Origin of the sequence: Streptomyces aureus (genome assembly GCF_001418135.1) — a bacterium.
GTDB lineage: Bacteria > Actinomycetota > Actinomycetes > Streptomycetales > Streptomycetaceae > Streptomyces > Streptomyces aureus_A.
This window is the reverse complement of the sequence record NZ_LIPQ01000187.1, coordinates 1-16471: the sequence shown is the minus strand read 5'-3', so window position 1 is coordinate 16471 and position 16471 is coordinate 1. Positions and strand designations below refer to the sequence as shown.

The following is a 16471-nucleotide window of genomic DNA, read 5'->3' as shown; positions in this document are numbered from 1 at the left end:
CCGCCGCCCGTTCCCGTTCCCGGGGCGCCCGGGGCCGACACGGCACCGCCGCCCGTTCCCGTTCCCGGGGCGCCCGGGGCCGACACGGCACCACCGCCCGTTCCCTGGCCGGACGGTCCGGGGTCGGCTGCGCGGGTCCCGGGCCGGAGGCCGGTGAGTCCGCCCCCGTCGGTCCCGGGGACGGTGGGCTCGGCCCCGGCGACGATCCCGGACCCGGCGGTCCCGGCCCCCGCTGCGGCAGGGAGTCCGGCCGGCCGGGGGCCCGAGCCGGTGGCGACGCCCCGTCCGGGTGCCGCCGGGCGCGTGCTCGTGGCGACCGCGAGGGCCTCCGCGAGGCCGCCCATCTCGACGTGGACGACGACGACCGGTTTCGTGGGGGCCTGGGCGGAGGCGACCGCCTCGCGGAGGGAGGCCGCGAGGACCTCGCCGTCGCCGAACTCGGTGGCACCGTTCTCGCCGACCCACGGGATCGCGTTCACGACGACCGCGTCGGAGGTCTCGTCCGCGAGCGCCGCCACGAGGGCGTCCCGGAAGTCCGCCGGTTCCGCCGCAGTGGTGAGGTCGATCGGCCGCAGCGGGCGCAGCCCCTCCGTCAGGCAGGCGTCGTACGTGAGGAGGCCGAGGGACTCGGAGTTGCCGAGGATCGCGACCCGCGGCCCGGCGGGCAGCGGCTGGGCGGCGAGCAGCAGTCCGGCGTCCACCAGCTCGGTGACGGTGTCGACGCGGATGACGCCGGCCTGGCGGAGCAGCGCGGAGACCGTGGCGTGCGGGACGCGGGTGACGGGCACACGGTGTCCGGGGGGCGCGCTGCCGCTGTGCCGGGCGCCCTTGACGACGACGACCGGCTTGACGGCGGCGGTGCGGCGCGCGAGCCGGGTGAACTTCCGGGGGTTGCCGATCGACTCCAGGTAGAGCAGGACGACGTCGGTGCCGGGATCGTCGTACCAGTGCTGGAGGAAGTCGTTGCCGGAGACGTCGGCTCGGTTGCCGGCCGAGATGAAGGAGGAGAGCCCGGCGCCCCGGCGGTGAAGGCCCGCGAGGAGGGCGATGCCGATCGCGCCGGACTGGGTGAAGAGCCCGATCCGACCGGGGGCCGGCATCTGCGGGGCGAGGGAGGCGTTGAGCCGTGCGTCGGCGGCGGTGTTGATGATCCCGAAGGCGTTGGGCCCGATGATCCGCATGCCGTACGAGCGGGCCTGCCGGACCAGCTGACGCTGCCGCTCGCGGCCGTCGGCCCCGCTCTCGGCGTATCCGGCGGAGAGGACGACCAGGCCCTGGACGCCGTGCTCGCCGCAGTCGGCGACGACTTCCGGCACCCGTTCGGCGGGGACGGCGACGATCGCGAGGTCGACGGGCTCGCCGATGGCCGCGACGGAGGGGTGGGCGGGGACGCCGTCGAACTCGACGGGCCCGTCGTTCCCGGCGAGCGCGGCGTTGACCGCGTACACGCGTCCGGTGAACCCGGCCCCGAGGAGGTTGCGCAGGACGGTCCGGCCGACGCCGCCCGGTGTGCGCCCGGCGCCGACGACGGCGACGGACCGGGGGGTGAGGAGGCGTTGCACGGAGCGGGCCTCGGCCCGCTGCTCCCGTGCGCGCTGGACGGCGAGGGAACGGTCGGTGGGTTCGAGGTCGAGATGGAGCCGTACGGACCCGTCCTCGAAGCTGCGCTTCTGGGTGTAGCCCGCGTCCGTGAACACCTTGATCATCTTGGTGTTGGCGGGGAGCACCTCGGCGGCGAAGCGCCGGATGTCCCGCTCGCGCGCGACGGCCGCGATGTGTTCGAGCAGGGCGGAGGCGACGCCGCGTCCCTGGTGGGCGTCCTGGACGAGGAAGGCGACCTCGGCCTCGTCGGCCGGTGCGGAGGCGGGCATGCCCCGGTCGTCGATGCGGTCGTAGCGCACGGTGGCGATGAACTCGCCGCCCACGGTCGCCGCGAGGCCGACCCGGTCCACGAAGTCGTGGTGGGTGAATCGGTGCACGTCCTTGGCGGACAGCCGCGGGTAGGGGGCGAAGAAGCGGTAGTACTTGGACTCGTCCGAGACCTGCTCGTAGAAGCTGACGAGGCGGTCGGCGTCGTCGGCCGTGATGGGCCGGATGCGCGCGGTGCCGCCGTCGCGGAGCACCACATCCGCTTCCCAGTGGTCGGGGTAGTCGTGCTCCGGCAGCTGGTCCGACGCGCTCTGCATGGGGTCAGCCTACGGCCGAGGCACGGCGGTGGCACGGGTCGCGACACGGCGGAGGCACCGACCGAGGCACAGCGGTGGCACGGGGCGCGGCACAGCGGTGGCACGGGGCGCGGCACAGCGGTGGCACGGGGCGCGGCACAGCGGTGGCACGGGGCGCGGCACGGCGGTGGCACGGGTCGCGACACGGCGGTGGCACCGCTCGCGCGGCGGAGGTCGGCCGTGCAAGGTAGGAGCACGCCGCGCACGGCGAGGGAGGGCCGGACGGCGGTCCGATCCGGGCCGAAGGTCGGCGCGAGCACGCAGCATCCCGTGAGAGACTGGTCTAGACAACCCGCTTGAGACTTGAAGGGCAACACCATGGCTGAGCGCCGCGTCAACGTCGGCTGGGCCGAGGGCCTGCACGCCCGCCCCGCGTCCATCTTCGTCCGTGCCGCCACGGCTTCCGGCGTTCCGGTGACGATCGCCAAGTCCGACGGCACCCCGGTGAACGCCGCCTCCATGCTCGCGGTGCTCGGCCTGGGCGCGCAGGGCGGCGAGGAGATCGTCCTCGCCTCGGAGGCCGACGGCGCCGAGGCCGCTCTGGACCGTCTGGCGAAGCTGGTCGCCGAGGGGCTGGACGAGCTTCCCGAGACCGTCTGACCCGGGTCGACCCCCTCTGCACGACGAAAGGCCGTGACCGCCGGAATTCCGGCGGTCACGGCCTTTCGCTTTTCCACTGCCCCTCTTTCAGGGCAGCACGGAGCAGCGGTTTACGGACGGCGCTAAGCAACGGCGCCCAATTCCTATTCCATGTATACGATGCGCGCGTTAATTCCGGGAACTCGCCGTGTTGACTGCATGTTGCGAAACCCTCACACGGCCGTGGTCGGGCCTCTTGAGGCGGTGCAGCGACTGCGAGCGCTCCGCGTGCAGCGCGGTCAGCGTCCGAGCCCGCTCGGCGTCGCCGCGCGCCACGGCGTCCACGATCGCGCCGTGCTCCGCCCAGGCGTCCACCGGCCGCTCGGGCTGCTCGACCGCGTACATCCAGGCGATCTTGTGCCGCAGCTGGGTCAGCAGCGCCGTCAGGGCCGGGCTGCCGGAGGCCTGCGCGAGCGTCTCGTGGAACCAGCCTCCGAGGGAACGCAGATCCTCGCCCTGCCCGCGCCTGGCCCGCTCCTGCCCCAGCCTCACCAGGCCACGCAGCACCTTGAGGTGGGCCTCCGTCCGCCGCTGGGCGGCGCGGGCCGCCCCCAGCGGTTCGAGCAGCGCCCGCATGTCCAGCAGATCGGCGGCCTCCTGCTCGGTGGGCTCGGCGACATGAGCCCCGGCGTGGCGGCGGGAGACGACGAAGCCCTCGGACTCCAGGGTGCGCAGGGCCTCGCGGACCGGGACGCGGGAGACCCCGTACCGGCGGGCCAGCTGGTCCTCGGTCAGCCGACTGCCCCGCTCGAAGACGCCGGAGACGATGTCGTCCCGGATCGCCGTGCATACCGAGTGCGCGGGAATGCGCATGTCCGACCTCCGCCTTGGTCCGCGCGAGTCAATTCCGAGGCGCCTGTTCTGCGCCCGATCTGCGACTCTATTGCAGCGCGCCGTAATTTCCGATGCCCCGGCGGAATATCGATGTCGCGCGAGCGACGAAAAGCCCCGGCTCTGTACGAGCCGGGGCTTTTGCGGTGCGGGACCATTGCGATCCGGGGGACGGCTGAGCCGCCCGCCCCGCGCGCGGGGCGTCCTGGATCAGACGTTGACGCCACGGGCGCGCAGGTACGCGACCGGGTTGATGTCGGAGCCGTACTCGGACGTCGTCCGCGCCTCGAAGTGGAGGTGCGGGCCGGTCGAGTTCCCGGTCGAGCCCGAGATGCCTATCCGCTCACCCGGCTCGACGCTCTGGCCGACGTAGACCCCGATGGAGGAGAGGTGACCGTACTGGGTGTACGTGCCGTCGTTCATCCGGATGACGATGTTGTTGCCGTACGCGCCGCCCCAGCCGGCCTCGACGACGGTGCCCGAGCCGACGGAGACGACGCTGCTGCCGTAGGCGGCGTGGAAGTCGATGCCGGAGTGGCTGCCGGAGGACCAGAGCGAGCCGCCGGTCTTGTAGCCGGTGGACACGTACGTGCCCTCGACGGGCAGCTGGAAGGAGGCCAGGCGGCGGCGCTCGGCCTCGCGGGCCGCACGCTGCTCGGCCTCGCGGATCTCCTTGGCGCGGGCCTCGGCCTTGCGCTTCGCCTCGGCCTTGGCCTTCGCCTTGGCGGCGACCTCGAAGGCCTCCTGCTCCTGGGCGGCGGCCTGGGCGTCGATCCGCTCGGCGAGGGAGTCCTCGGTGATCACCTTGGTGAGACCGGTGTCCTCGAGCGAGCGGTTGTCCGTGTCGGCGGCGAGCGCCGGGGAAGCGAGGGTTCCGATGACGCCGGTGGTGGCGAGCGTCGCCGCACCGGCGATGCCGGCGCCGCGGCGCGCCATCCGGCTCGGAGCGCGATGCTTCCCGGTGGCACGGGTGAACGCCATGTAGGGGCTGGTCCTTTCCTTCCCTCTCGCCTACCGGGTTAGCTGACGGGTTCGGAGCAGGAAGGTCTCCTACGAGCCCCTCCGTACGAGACGAAGGCGCCCGATTCACCCCAGGGACTACGTGTGGGTCCCCGGCTCCCCAGGCTCGCGCCTGACGGGGACTCGGCGATGTCTGTCCGATGCCGCGGGTGCGGCAGGTGCAACTGGCGAACAGACGCACCGACGCTATGCGGATCGTCTTTCAATCACCAACCGGACTCGCGTTTTGTAAGACATGCCACAGGGCATACGACCACCCTTGACCCCAATACGGACAAAGGGGAGGACCCCGACGAACTATGCCGTCGGGGCCCTCTTTTGCCGTGTCGCGACGTGAATCAGCCGGTCACGACGGTCACTTCACCGATCCCCAGCGCGCGCACCGGCTCCGCGATCTGCGCCGCGTCGCCGACGAGCACGGTGACGAGCCGGTCCACGGGGAAGGCGCTGACCACGGCCGCGGTCGCCTCGACCGTGCCGGTCTCGGCCAGCCGGGCGTACAACTGGGCCTGGTAGTCGTCCGGGAGGTGCTGCTCGACCTGGTCGGCGAGCGTCCCGGCGACGGAGGCGGCGGTCTCGTACTTGAGCGGCGCGACGCCCACCAGGTTCTGCACGGCCGTCTCCCGCTCGGCGTCGGTGAGACCCTCCGCGGCCAGCGTCCGCAGCACCTTCCACAGGTCGTCAAGAGCCGGGCCGGTGTTGGGCGTGTCGATGGAACCGCTGATGGCGAGCATCGAGGCGCCGTTCCCCCGGCCGTCCGAGCGGAGCACCTGCCCGAAGGCGCGCACGCCGTACGTGTAGCCCTTCTCCTCGCGCAGGACCCGGTCGAGCCGCGAGGTGAGGGTGCCACCGAGGCAGTACGTGCCCAGGACCTGGGCCGGCCAGACGCTGTCGTGGCGGTCGGGTCCGACCCGGCCGATCAGCAACTGGGTCTGGACGGCGCCGGGACGGTCCACGATGACGACCCGTCCGGTGTCGTCGGCGGTGATCGGCGGCATCGGGAGCGGCTCGGCCGCCTCGCCGGTCCAGGCGCCCAGGGTCTCGGCGAGGACCTTGTCCAGGTCGACACCGGTGAGGTCGCCGACGACCACGGCGGTGGCCGTGGCGGGCCGGACGTGCGCGTCGTAGAAGGCGCGCACCGCGGCGGCGTCGATCGCCTCGACGGTCTCCTCGGTGCCCTGGCGCGGCCGGGACATCCGGGCCTCGGCAGGGAAGAGCTCCTTGGAGAGCTGCTTGGCGGCGCGGCGGGACGGGTTGGCCGTCTCGTGCGGGATCTCGTCGAGGCGGTTGCGCACCAGGCGCTCGACCTCGGTCTCGAGGAAGGCCGGCGCGATCAGGGCCTCGGAGACCAGACCGAGCGCCTTGGGCAGCCGGGAGACGGGAACCTCGAGGGAGACCCGTACGCCCGGGTGGTCGGCGTGCGCGTCGAGCGTGGCGCCGCAGCGCTCCAGCTCGGCCGCGAACTCCTCGGCGCTCTGCTGGTCCGTGCCCTCGAAGAGTGCGCGGGCCATGATGGTGGCGACACCGTCGAGACCGGCGGGCTCGGCGTCCAGCGGGGCCGGCAGGAAGATCTCCACGGCCACGACCTGCTGGCCGGGGCGGTGGCTGGTGAGCACCGTCAGGCCGTTGTCCAGGGCGCCGCGGTCCGGGGCCGGGAAGGCCCAGGGCCGGGCGACGCCGGGCGTCGGCTGCGGGTGGAAGTCCATGCTCGTCAAAGACGCGGCGGCGTCGGTCACTGGTCCGCTCCCTCTTCCTCGTCGTCGCCGTCGGCGTTGTCGCCCTGCTCGGTCGCCAGGGGCTCGTAGACCAGCACCGCGCGGTTGTCGGGGCGCAGGGTGGCCGCGGCCACGGCCTGCACCTCGTCGGCGGTGATCGCCAGGACGCGGTCGACGGCCGTCAGCGCGAGCTGCGGGTCGCCGAACAGCACGGCGTAACGGCACAGTTCGTCGGCGCGGCCCGCGACGGTGCCGAGCCGGTCGAGCCACTCGCGCTCCAACTGGGCCTGCGCGCGCTCCATCTCCTCGGGCGTGGGGCCCTCGGCGGCGAACCGGGCGAGCTCCTCGTCGACGGCCGCCTCGATCTGCGGGACCTCGACCCCGCCGGAGGTCTTGACGTCCAGCCAGCCGAGCGAGGGCGCGCCGGCGAGCCGCAGCATGCCGAAGCCGGCGGCCACGGCCGTACGGTCACGGCGGACCAGCCGGTTGTGCAGCCGGGAGGACTCACCGCCGCCGAGGACCGTCAGGGCCAGGTCGGCGGCGTCGCACGCGCGCGTGCCGTCGTGCGGCAGCCGGTAGGCGGCCATCAGCGCGCGGGCCGGGACCTCCTCCTCGACGACCTCGCGCAGCTGCTCGCCGATGACCTCGGGCAGGTCGCCGGGGCGCGGTGCGGGCTTGCCGTCGTGGCCGGGGATGGAGCCGAAGTACTTCTCGACCCAGGCGAGGGTCTGCTCCGGGTCGATGTCGCCGACGACCGACAGCACGGCGTTGTTCGGGGCGTAGTACGTGCGGAAGAAGTTCCGCGCGTCCTCCAGGGTGGCCGCGTCCAGGTCGGCCATCGACCCGATCGGCGTGTGGTGGTACGGGTGCCCCTCCGGGTAGGCCAGGGCGGTCAGCTTCTCGAAGGCCGTGCCGTACGGCACGTTGTCGTAGCGCTGGCGGCGCTCGTTCTTGACGACGTCCCGCTGGTTCTCCATGGACTCGTCGTCCAGGGCGGCGAGCAGCGAGCCCATGCGGTCGGCCTCCAGCCAGAGCGCGAGCTCCAGCTGGTGCGTGGGCATGGTCTCGAAGTAGTTGGTGCGCTCGAAGCTCGTCGTGCCGTTGAGCGAGCCGCCGGCGCCCTGCACGAGCTCGAAGTGCCCGTTCCCGTGGACCTGCTTCGAGCCCTGGAACATCAGGTGCTCGAAGAGGTGGGCGAGGCCCGTGCGGCCCGGGACCTCGTGCCGCGAGCCGACGTCGTACCAGAGGCAGACCGCGGCGACCGGGGTCAGGTGGTCCTCCGAGAGCACCACACGCAGGCCGTTCGCCAACCGGTGCTCGGTCGCTGTCAGGCCGCCGGAGCCGGCCTCGGCCGTGGCCGTGTGACCCATGGGCATGTACGTCCCTTCGATCGCGATGTGAAAAAGTCCTGCCACTGTATGCAAGCGCGCCGACACCTGGCGAAGTTCCCGCCCCCCGGAGATGTCCCTCTTCCGGGTCGCGGTCGGCGCTGTCGGTGGCACGGTCCACAATGGTCCGCGTCAGATCAACCTTGTTGGTGAAGGAGCCGCAGCCGCGATGGCCCGCCGCAGCACGAAGACACCGCCGCCGGACGACGCGTTCGAGGAGCGAATCCTCGACATCGACGTTGTCGACGAGATGCAGGGCTCCTTCCTCGAGTACGCGTACTCGGTGATCTATTCGCGTGCCCTCCCGGACGCCCGTGACGGCATGAAGCCCGTCCAGCGACGCATCGTCTTCCAGATGAACGAGATGGGGCTCCGGCCCGACCGGGGCTTCGTGAAGTGCGCCCGTGTCGTCGGCGAGGTGATGGGCAAGCTCCACCCGCACGGCGACGCCTCGATCTACGACGCCATGGTCCGCATGGCGCAGCCCTTCTCCATGCGTCTCCCGCTGGTCGACGGCCACGGCAACTTCGGTTCCCTGGGCAACGACGACCCGCCGGCCGCCATGCGGTACACCGAGTCCCGGATGGCCCCGGCCGCCCTGCTCATGACCGAGTCCATCGACGAGGACACGGTCGACTTCTCGCCGAACTACGACGGCCAGGAGCAGGAGCCGGTGGCGCTGCCCGCCGCCTACCCGAACCTGCTGGTCAACGGCGCGTCGGGCATCGCCGTAGGCATGGCGACCAACATGCCCCCGCACAACCTCGGCGAGGTCGTCGCGGCCGCCCGCCACCTGATCCGGCACCCGGGCGCGGACCTCGAGACGCTGATGCGTTTCGTGCCCGGCCCCGACCTGCCGACCGGCGGCCGGATCGTCGGCCTCTCCGGCATCAAGGACGCCTACGAGTCGGGGCGCGGCTCGTTCAAGATCCGCGCCACGACGAGCGTGGAGACGGTGACGGCGCGCCGCAAGGGCATCGTCGTGACCGAGCTGCCGTTCACGGTCGGCCCCGAGAAGGTCATCTCCAAGATCAAGGACCTGGTCGGTTCCAAGAAGCTCCAGGGCATCGCGGACGTCAAGGACCTGACCGACCGCAACCACGGCCTGCGCCTGGTCATCGAGATCAAGAACGGCTTCGTGCCCGAGGCCGTCCTGGAGCAGCTCTACAAGCTGACGCCGATGGAGGAGTCCTTCGGCATCAACAACGTGGCGCTGGTGGACGGCCAGCCGCTGACGCTCGGCCTCAAGGAGCTCCTGGAGGTCTATCTCGACCACCGCTTCGAGGTCGTCCGGCGCCGCTCCGAGTTCCGCCGCACCAAGAAGCGCGACCGGCTCCACCTGGTGGAGGGCCTGCTCGTCGCCCTGCTCGACATCGACGAGGTCATCCGGCTGATCCGGGAGAGCGAGAACTCGGCACAGGCCAAGGAGCGCCTGATCCAGCGCTTCTCGCTCAGCGAGATCCAGACGCAGTACATCCTGGACACACCGCTGCGCCGCCTCACCAAGTTCGACCGGATCGAGCTGGAGACCGAGCAGGACCGGCTCAACGGCGAGATCGACGAGCTGACCGGGATCCTCGACTCCGACGCGGAGCTGCGCAAGCTGGTCTCGGGGGAGCTGGCCGCGGTCGCGAAGAAGTTCGCCACCGACCGGCGTACGGTCCTGCTCGAGTCGGCGGGCGCGCCCGTCGCGGCCGTCTCCCTGGAGGTCGCGGACGACCCGTGCCGCGTGCTGCTCTCCTCGACCGGGCTGCTCGCCCGTACGGCGACGGCGGAGCTGCCCCCGGTCGACCCGGACGCCACCCGCGTCAAGCACGACGTGATCCTGTCGTCGGTGGCCGCCACCCAGCGCGGTGACATCGGCGCCGTCACCTCGGCCGGCCGGCTGCTCCGGATCGCGGTGATCGACCTGCCGCAGCTCCCGGACACCGCGTCCGCGCCGAACCTGGCGGGCGGCGCGCCGCTGTCCGAGTTCCTGTCCCTGGAGGCGGACGAGACCGTGGTCTGCCTGACCACGCTGGACGAGGCGTCCCCGGGGCTCGCCCTCGGCACGCTCCAGGGCGTGGTGAAGCGCGTGGTCCCGGACTATCCGGCGAACAAGGACGAGCTGGAGGTCATCACCCTCAAGGAGGGCGACCGGATCGTCGGCGCGACCGAGCTGCGGACGGGCGAGGAGGACCTGGTCTTCATCACCTCGGACGCCCAGCTCCTGCGCTACCCGGCCGCGCAGGTACGGCCCCAGGGCCGGCCCGCCGGCGGTATGGCGGGCGTCAAGCTGGCGGACGGCGCCGACGTGATCTCGTTCACGGCGGTCGACCCTGCGGCGGACGCCGTCGTCTTCACCGTCGCGGGCTCCACGGGCACGCTCGACTCGTCGGCGGGCACGTCGGCGAAGCTGACGCCCTTCGACCAGTACCCGCGCAAGGGCCGCGCGACCGGCGGCGTCCGCTGCCAGCGCTTCCTGAAGGGCGAGGACGTCCTGATCCTGGCCTGGGCGGGCACCACCCCGGCCCACGCCGCCCAGAAGACCGGCACGCCGGTGGAACTCCCGGACGTCGACCCCCGCCGCGACGGCTCGGGCACTCCGCTCGCCCACCCGGTGGACGTGGTGGCGAGCCCGGCCGTCTAGCCGGAGCCCGGAGGCGTCCTACGGCGCCTCCGGCTCCTCCTCCGTCTGCTGTACGTACCGCAGGACGCCCCACATGCTGTGTTCGTCGGGGGCGTCCTGCGGTCCGTTCTGCTCGCACTCCGCGAGCTCCTTGCGCAGGCCGGCCGCGTCGACGCCGGAGCCGATCAGGACGAGCTGGGTGAGCCGCTCCTCGCCCCCGGGCCACCGCTCGGGGTAGAAGCGCAGGAAGCGGCCGACCGCGTGCACCGCGTAGCGGTTGTCCGGGTCGGCGGCGCCGAAGTCGACGAAGCCCTTGATCCGGTAGAGGCCCTCGGGCCGCGCGTCGAGGAAGGCCATCAGCCGACGCGGGTGGAGCGGGGTCGCGGCGGTCAGGGAGACGGTCTCGTACGACGTGTGGGTGTGGGCCCGCGGGTCCCCGTCCCCGTCTTCGTACAGGATGTCCTCGATCGACATCTGGCCCTCGATCTCCCCCTCGGGGACCACCCGGTCGAAGAGCAGCTCCGGGTCGATCCGCCCGTGCGTGGCGTCGACGACCACGGCCTTCCCGGCAAGACCCGCCACCGCCTCGTGGACGGCGAGCAGCTCGGCCCCGGAGACCCGGTCGGTCTTGTTCACGACCACGAGGTCGGCGATCGGCAGGTGCCGGTCGGTCTCGGGGTGCCGCTCCCTGGTCGCGGAGAACTCGGCCGCGTCGACGACCTGGACGAGCCCGCCGTACACGATCCGGTCGTTCTCGCTGGCGAGGACCATCCGGACCAGTTCCTGCGGCTCGGCGAGGCCGCTCGCCTCGATCACGATCACGTCGAGCCGCGACTCGGGGCGGGTGAGGACCTCCAGGTACTCGTCGAGCTCGCTCGCGTCGACGGCGCAGCACAGACAGCCGTTGCCGAGGGAGACGGTGGAGCCGACCTGCCCGGCGATCCTCATCGCGTCGATGCCGATGTCGCCGAAGTCGTTGACCATGACGCCGATACGGGTCCCCCGGGAACTGCGCAGCAGATGGTTGAGGAGCGTGGTCTTCCCTGCGCCGAGAAACCCGGCCAGGACGACGACGGGGATCTGCTGCGTGGTCAAGGGACGTACCTCCGGTTCCTTCGGGTCCCACGGCTGTGGGATCCCAGAATAGGTTTCCGCACGGACACCCGCGCCGACGCCGTTTCCGGTCCCGGGGTGTGGCCGCTTACCGTTTCCGGCATGAGCCCCGCACAGACCAGCCCCCCGCGCCCGCGTGCGCGCCGTCGGCGGTTCGGCTGGCCGCAGCGGGTGTTCTCGCAGGTCCTGCTGATGCAGCTGGCCATCGCGACCGGTGTCACCGTCCTCGCCACCGGGCTCTTCCTGGCCCCGCTCAGCGCCCAGCTGGACGACCAGGCGATGCGGCGCGCCCTGGCCATCGCGGGGACCACGGCGTCACCCCGGCTGGCCGCCGACCTCACCGGCACACGGCCGTCGGCACGGGGGCCGGTGCAGACGGAGGCCGAGCGGATCCGGACCTCCACGGGCGCCGAGTACGTCGTCGTCATGGACACGCGCGGGGTGCGCTGGTCGCACACCGATCCCGCCGCGATCGGCAGGCGCGTGTCCACCGATCCGTCCGACGTCCTCGCCGGGCACGAGGTGATGGAGATCGACAGCGGCACCCTGGGCCGCTCGGCGCGCGGCAAGACGCCGCTGCGGGACGCGGACGGGCGGATCGTCGGCGCGGTCTCCGTCGGCATCGAGTACGACAGCGTCCGCGACCGGCTCCTCGCCGCGATCCCGGGCCTCCTCGCCTACGCGGGCGGGGCGCTCGCGGCCGGCGCGCTGGCCGCGTACCTGATCTCCCGGCGTCTCCAGCGGCAGACCCACGACCTGGCGTTCTCCGACATCTCGGCGCTGCTCGCCGAACGCGAGGCCATGCTGCACGGCATCCGCGAGGGGGTCGTGGCCCTGGACCGCAACGGCTCCGTCCGGCTGATGAACGACGAGGCTCAGCGGCTCCTCGGCCTCGGCCCTGAGGCGGCGGGCCGGCCGCTCGACGAGGTCCTCGGCCGTGGCCGTACCGCCGACGTCCTGGCAGGCCGGGTGACGGGCGAGGACCTCCTCACCGTCCGCGGTCACCGGGTGCTCATCGCCAACCGGATGCCGACGGACGACGGCGGCGCCGTGGCGACCCTCCGCGACCGCACCGAGCTGGAGCGGCTCGGGCGCGAGCTGGACTCCACCCGGGGCCTGATCGACGCGCTGCGCGCCCAGGACCACGAGCACGCCAACCGGATGCACACCCTCCTGGGACTCCTGGAGCTGGAGATGCACGAGGAGGCGGTCGAGTTCGTCACCGAGGTGGTCGGCGTGCACCGCGCGACCGCCGAGCAGGTCACGGAGAAGGTCCACGACCCGCTCCTCGCGGCGCTCCTGGTCGGCAAGGCGACCGTCGCCGCCGAGCGGGGCGCCTCGCTGCGGCTCACCCCCGACTCGCTGCTGCCGGACCGGCTCGTCGACCCGCGCGAGCTGGTCACCGTCGTCGGCAACCTGGTCGACAACGCGCTGGACGCCGTCGCGGGCACCCCGGGCGCCCGTATCGACGTCTCGTTCCGCACCGAGGGGCATACGGTCGTGCTGCGGGTCACGGACAGCGGCCCGGGGGTCCCCGAGGAGCGCCGCGAGCTGATCTTCACCGAGGGCTGGTCGACGAAGGCGCTGCCGTCGCACGGAAAGCGCGGCCTCGGTCTCGCGCTGGTACGCCGGCTCGCCGAGCGGCGGGGCGGCACCGCACGGGTGACCGACGGGCTCGACGGGGGCGCGGAGTTCACGGTCGTCCTCCCGGACGCCCTGACCGAGCCGGAGCCGGACCTGGCTGTCCGGGGGCCGGATCCCGAACCGGACGCGGCTGTCCGGGGGCCGGTTCCGGGGCCGGTTCCGGGTCCCGTCGAGGAGGCCCGATGATCGACGTCCTGGTCGTCGACGACGATGTGCTGGTCGCCCGGATCAACGCCGCCTACGTCGCCAAGGTGCCCGGCTTCCGCGTCGCCGCCACCGCCCACTCGACCGCCGAGGCGCTCGCCGCCCTGGACGAGCAGCCGGTGGACCTGATCCTCCTGGACCACTACCTGCCCGACGAGAACGGGCTGGCCGCCGTACGGGAGCTCCGCGCGCGTGGCCACCAGTGCGACGTGATCATGGTGACGGCGGCCAGGGACGTGGCCACCGTGCAGGCGGCGATGCGGCACGGCGCCCTCCAGTACCTGGTCAAGCCGTTCAACTTCGCCGGGCTGCGCGCCAAGCTGGAGGCGTACGCGACGCTGCGCCGCACCCTGGAGAGCGGCGGCGAGGCGGAGCAGGCCGAGGTGGACAGGATCTTCGGAGTCCTCTCGGCGGGCTCCGTGGCCCCTGACCTGCCGAAGGGGCACTCCCCCACGACGGCCGAGCTGGTCCGCCAGGTGCTGCTCGCCGCCGGTGGGGCACTGTCCGCCCAGGAGATCGCCGAGCGGGCCGGCGTCAGCCGCCAGACCGCCCAGCGCTACCTCAAACTCCTCGAACGCACCGGCAGGGTCCGCCTCTCGCTCCGGTACGGCGAGACGGGCCGCCCGGAACACCGCTACGCCTGGGCGACCTCGCAACCCTCGCCGCCCCACGGCTGAGGCCCCCCTCGCCTTCCGTGGGCCGACGATGCCAGTCCGCCGGTGGAGGCCTGGTTCCTGAGGTCCGTCAGGCGGCACCGGCGCCGGTCAGCGACCGGACCTCGGTCTCGGCGTGCCGCGCCTCGTCGGACGGCTCGGTCGACGTCACGGTCCCGATCCACCCGGCGAGGAAACCCAGCGGGATGGAGACCGCTCCCGGGTTCTGCAGCGGGAAGAGGTGGAAGTCGACGCCGGGGAACAGCGATTCGGGACTGCCGGAGACGACCGGCGAGACCAGGACGAGCAGCACGGCCGGGATCAGACCGCCGTACACCGACCAGACCGCGCCCCGAGTGGTGAACCTCCGCCAGAACAGCGAGTAGAGCAGCACCGGCAGATTGGCGGAGGCCGCGACCGCGAAGGCCAGTCCGACGAGGAAGGCCACGTTGAGGTCGCGGGCGAGCAGCCCCAGGCCGATCGCGGCCGCGCCGATCCCCGCGGCGGCGATCCGGGCCACGGTCACCTCGCTGTACTGCTTCGCGTGCCGACGGCGCAGCGAGGCGTACAGGTCGTGGGCGACGGAGGCCGAGGAGGCGAGGGTGATCCCCGCGACGACGGCGAGGATGGTCGCGAAGGCGACGGCGGCGACGATCGCGAAGAGCACGGTGCCGCCGGTGGAGCCCGCGCCGCCGCCGAGGTCGAGGGCGAGCAGCGGCACGGCGGTGTTCCCCGACGCGTTGGACGCGCGGACCTCGTCGGGGCCGATCAGGGCGGCCGCGCCGAAGCCCAGCACGATGGTCATCAGGTAGAAGCTGCCGATGAGCCCGATGGCCCAGACGACCGAGCGGCGGGCGGCCCGGGCCGTCGGCACGGTGTAGAAGCGCGACAGGATGTGGGGCAGTCCCGCCGTTCCCAGGACCAGGGCGAGACCGAGGCTGATGAAGTCGAGGCGGGACGTCCAGTCGCCGCCGTAGCGAAGCCCGGGGGCGAGGAAGTCCAGGCCGTGGCCACTGCGTTCGGCCGCCGTGGAGAGCAGGCCGTTCACATCGCCGTGGAACCGCAGCAGGACCATGACGGTGAGCGCGATGGTGCCCGCCATGAGCAGGACCGCCTTGACGATCTGGATCCAGGTGGTCGCTCGCATCCCGCCGAACGACACGTAGATCACCATCAGCGCGCCGACGCCGATCACGGTCCAGGAGCGGGCCGCCTCGCTGGTGCCGCCGAGCAGCAGCGCGACCAGGCTTCCGGCTCCCACCATCTGGGCCACGAGGTACAGCACGGAGACGGCCACCGAGGACGTGCCCGCGGCGATCCGCACCGGGCGCTCGGCCATCCGCGCGGCGACGACGTCGGCGAGGGTGAACCGCCCGCAGTTGCGGACCAGTTCGGCCACGAGCAGCAGTACGACCAGCCAGGCGACCAGGAACCCGACGGAGTACAGCATGCCGTCGTAGCCGTAGAGGGCGATCAGCCCGGAGATGCCGAGGAACGACGCCGCGGACATGTAGTCGCCGGCGATGGCGAATCCGTTCTCCAGGGGCGAGAAGAGCCTGCCCCCGGCGTAGAACTCCTCGGCCGAACCACGCCGGTTGCGGCTCACCCAGGTGGTGATCCCCAGGGTGACGGCGATGAAGACGCTGAACAGTACGAGCGCCAGGGTCTGGTGGTTCGCGGTCACGGCTGCGCCACCCCCCGGGTCATCTCCTGGGTGTCCCAGCGCAGATCGAGCGCGGCCCGGTCCCGTCGCAGCCGCGCGTGGCGCGCGTACGCCCAGGTCAGCAGGAAGGTGGTGAGGAACTGCCCCAGCCCCGCGACCATCGCCACGTTCACCACCCCGGCGACCGGCCGCGCCATGAGGCCGGGAGCGGCGGTCGCCGCCACGACATAGGCGAGGTACCAGAGGAGGAACGCGAGGGCGGCCGGGAACACGAACCGGCGGTAGCGGCTGCGCACCTCCTGGAAGGCAGGGCTCCGCTGCACTTCCAGATAGATCTCCGCCGCGCTGTGGACCCGCTGTCGCGGCACGGCGTCGGGGCGGCCGTCACCGGGAGCCCCGGCCCCGGCGCGCTCGTCCCGGCCGGAGGCCGTCGCGTCGTACCAGGGGTCGTCGAAGGGCACCGCCGAAGCGTCGAGCCCCTCCTGCTTGTCCACCTGCTCCACCGGCCAACTCTCCTTGTCAAGCGAACCGTTTCGGCCGCGTGCCCAAGGATGGACAGAGCGGGAAGATCCCGGACTCTTCTCCTCCCGCTGTTCACCCCATCAGGTGACTCTCCGCCCAGGTGGCCTGACCAGACCGTGCTGATATGCGTACCGCACGGCCTGCGCCCGGTCGCGCACCCCCGTCTTGGCGAAGAGATTGTTGATATGGGTCTTCACGGTGGCCGTGGAGATCCGCAGCCGCCCGGCGATCTCCTGGTTGGAGAGC

13 protein-coding genes and 1 riboswitch are annotated in these 16471 nt (G+C 72.4%); of the genes, 4 read left to right on the top strand and 9 right to left on the bottom strand.

Going from position 1 to position 16471, the window contains the following annotated elements; genetic code table 11:
• The coding region (locus AOK00_RS17420) for a GNAT family N-acetyltransferase (RefSeq protein ID WP_254047393.1) at positions 1-2186 on the bottom strand (2186 nt) is incomplete at its 3' end.
• 357 nt (positions 2187-2543) lie between these two features.
• Between AOK00_RS17420 and AOK00_RS17415 the strand changes: the two genes are divergently transcribed.
• A complete protein-coding gene (locus AOK00_RS17415) occupies positions 2544-2825 on the top strand; it encodes an HPr family phosphocarrier protein (RefSeq protein WP_015036698.1) in 282 nt (93 codons plus the stop codon).
• A gap of 168 nt (positions 2826-2993) precedes the next feature.
• On the opposite strand, the gene AOK00_RS17410 is transcribed toward AOK00_RS17415, so the two are convergent.
• From AOK00_RS17410 to AOK00_RS17395, 4 genes are all read right to left on the bottom strand, one after another.
• Positions 2994-3677, bottom strand: a complete 684-nt coding sequence (locus AOK00_RS17410) for a GntR family transcriptional regulator (protein ID WP_055601230.1) — start codon at positions 3675-3677, stop codon at positions 2994-2996.
• Positions 3678-3905: 228 nt separating this feature from the next.
• On the bottom strand, positions 3906-4676 hold the full coding sequence (locus tag AOK00_RS17405) for a M23 family metallopeptidase (RefSeq protein ID WP_055601229.1): 771 nt from the start codon (positions 4674-4676) through the stop codon (positions 3906-3908).
• Positions 4677-4688: 12 nt separating this feature from the next.
• A riboswitch (cyclic di-AMP (ydaO/yuaA leader) is annotated at positions 4689-4854 on the bottom strand.
• A 199-nt stretch (positions 4855-5053) separates the two neighbouring features.
• The gene (locus AOK00_RS17400) at positions 5054-6421 is read right to left on the bottom strand and encodes a M16 family metallopeptidase (RefSeq protein WP_173861582.1); all 1368 of its coding nucleotides are present in this window, start codon (positions 6419-6421) and stop codon (positions 5054-5056) included.
• Positions 6422-6447: 26 nt separating this feature from the next.
• Positions 6448-7806, bottom strand: coding sequence for a M16 family metallopeptidase (locus AOK00_RS17395; protein WP_063886618.1), 1359 nt, complete (start codon positions 7804-7806; stop codon positions 6448-6450).
• Positions 7807-7987: 181 nt separating this feature from the next.
• Between AOK00_RS17395 and AOK00_RS17390 the strand changes: the two genes are divergently transcribed.
• On the top strand, positions 7988-10447 hold the full coding sequence (locus AOK00_RS17390; protein ID WP_055601226.1) for a DNA gyrase/topoisomerase IV subunit A: 2460 nt from the start codon (positions 7988-7990) through the stop codon (positions 10445-10447).
• A gap of 18 nt (positions 10448-10465) precedes the next feature.
• Here AOK00_RS17390 and AOK00_RS17385 read toward each other — a convergent pair whose 3' ends face one another.
• On the bottom strand, positions 10466-11521 hold the full coding sequence (locus AOK00_RS17385; RefSeq protein WP_079042047.1) for a CobW family GTP-binding protein: 1056 nt from the start codon (positions 11519-11521) through the stop codon (positions 10466-10468).
• A gap of 120 nt (positions 11522-11641) precedes the next feature.
• On the opposite strand from AOK00_RS17385, the gene AOK00_RS17380 reads away from it, so the two are divergent.
• A complete protein-coding gene (locus AOK00_RS17380; protein WP_055601224.1) occupies positions 11642-13369 on the top strand; it encodes a sensor histidine kinase in 1728 nt (575 codons plus the stop codon).
• Positions 13366-14064 carry a DUF7342 family protein gene (locus AOK00_RS17375; RefSeq protein ID WP_055601223.1) on the top strand — a complete coding sequence of 233 codons (699 nt, stop codon included), beginning with the start codon at positions 13366-13368 and terminating at the stop codon, positions 14062-14064. Before AOK00_RS17380 ends, AOK00_RS17375 begins: the two co-directional genes overlap by 4 nt.
• Before the next feature lie 67 nt (positions 14065-14131).
• Here the strand turns inward: AOK00_RS17375 and AOK00_RS17370 are convergent, their stop codons facing one another.
• The 3 genes from AOK00_RS17370 to AOK00_RS17360 form a co-directional block, all read right to left on the bottom strand.
• Positions 14132-15724: a solute symporter family protein gene (locus AOK00_RS17370; RefSeq protein WP_055601222.1), complete on the bottom strand. Its 1593-nt coding sequence runs from the start codon at positions 15722-15724 to the stop codon at positions 14132-14134.
• Complete coding sequence (locus AOK00_RS17365; RefSeq protein ID WP_055601221.1) at positions 15721-16206, bottom strand: DUF485 domain-containing protein; 486 nt, start codon at positions 16204-16206, stop codon at positions 15721-15723. Before AOK00_RS17365 ends, AOK00_RS17370 begins: the two co-directional genes overlap by 4 nt.
• Positions 16207-16305: 99 nt before the next feature.
• The coding region (locus tag AOK00_RS17360) for a response regulator transcription factor (protein ID WP_173861580.1) at positions 16306-16471 on the bottom strand (166 nt) is incomplete at its 5' end.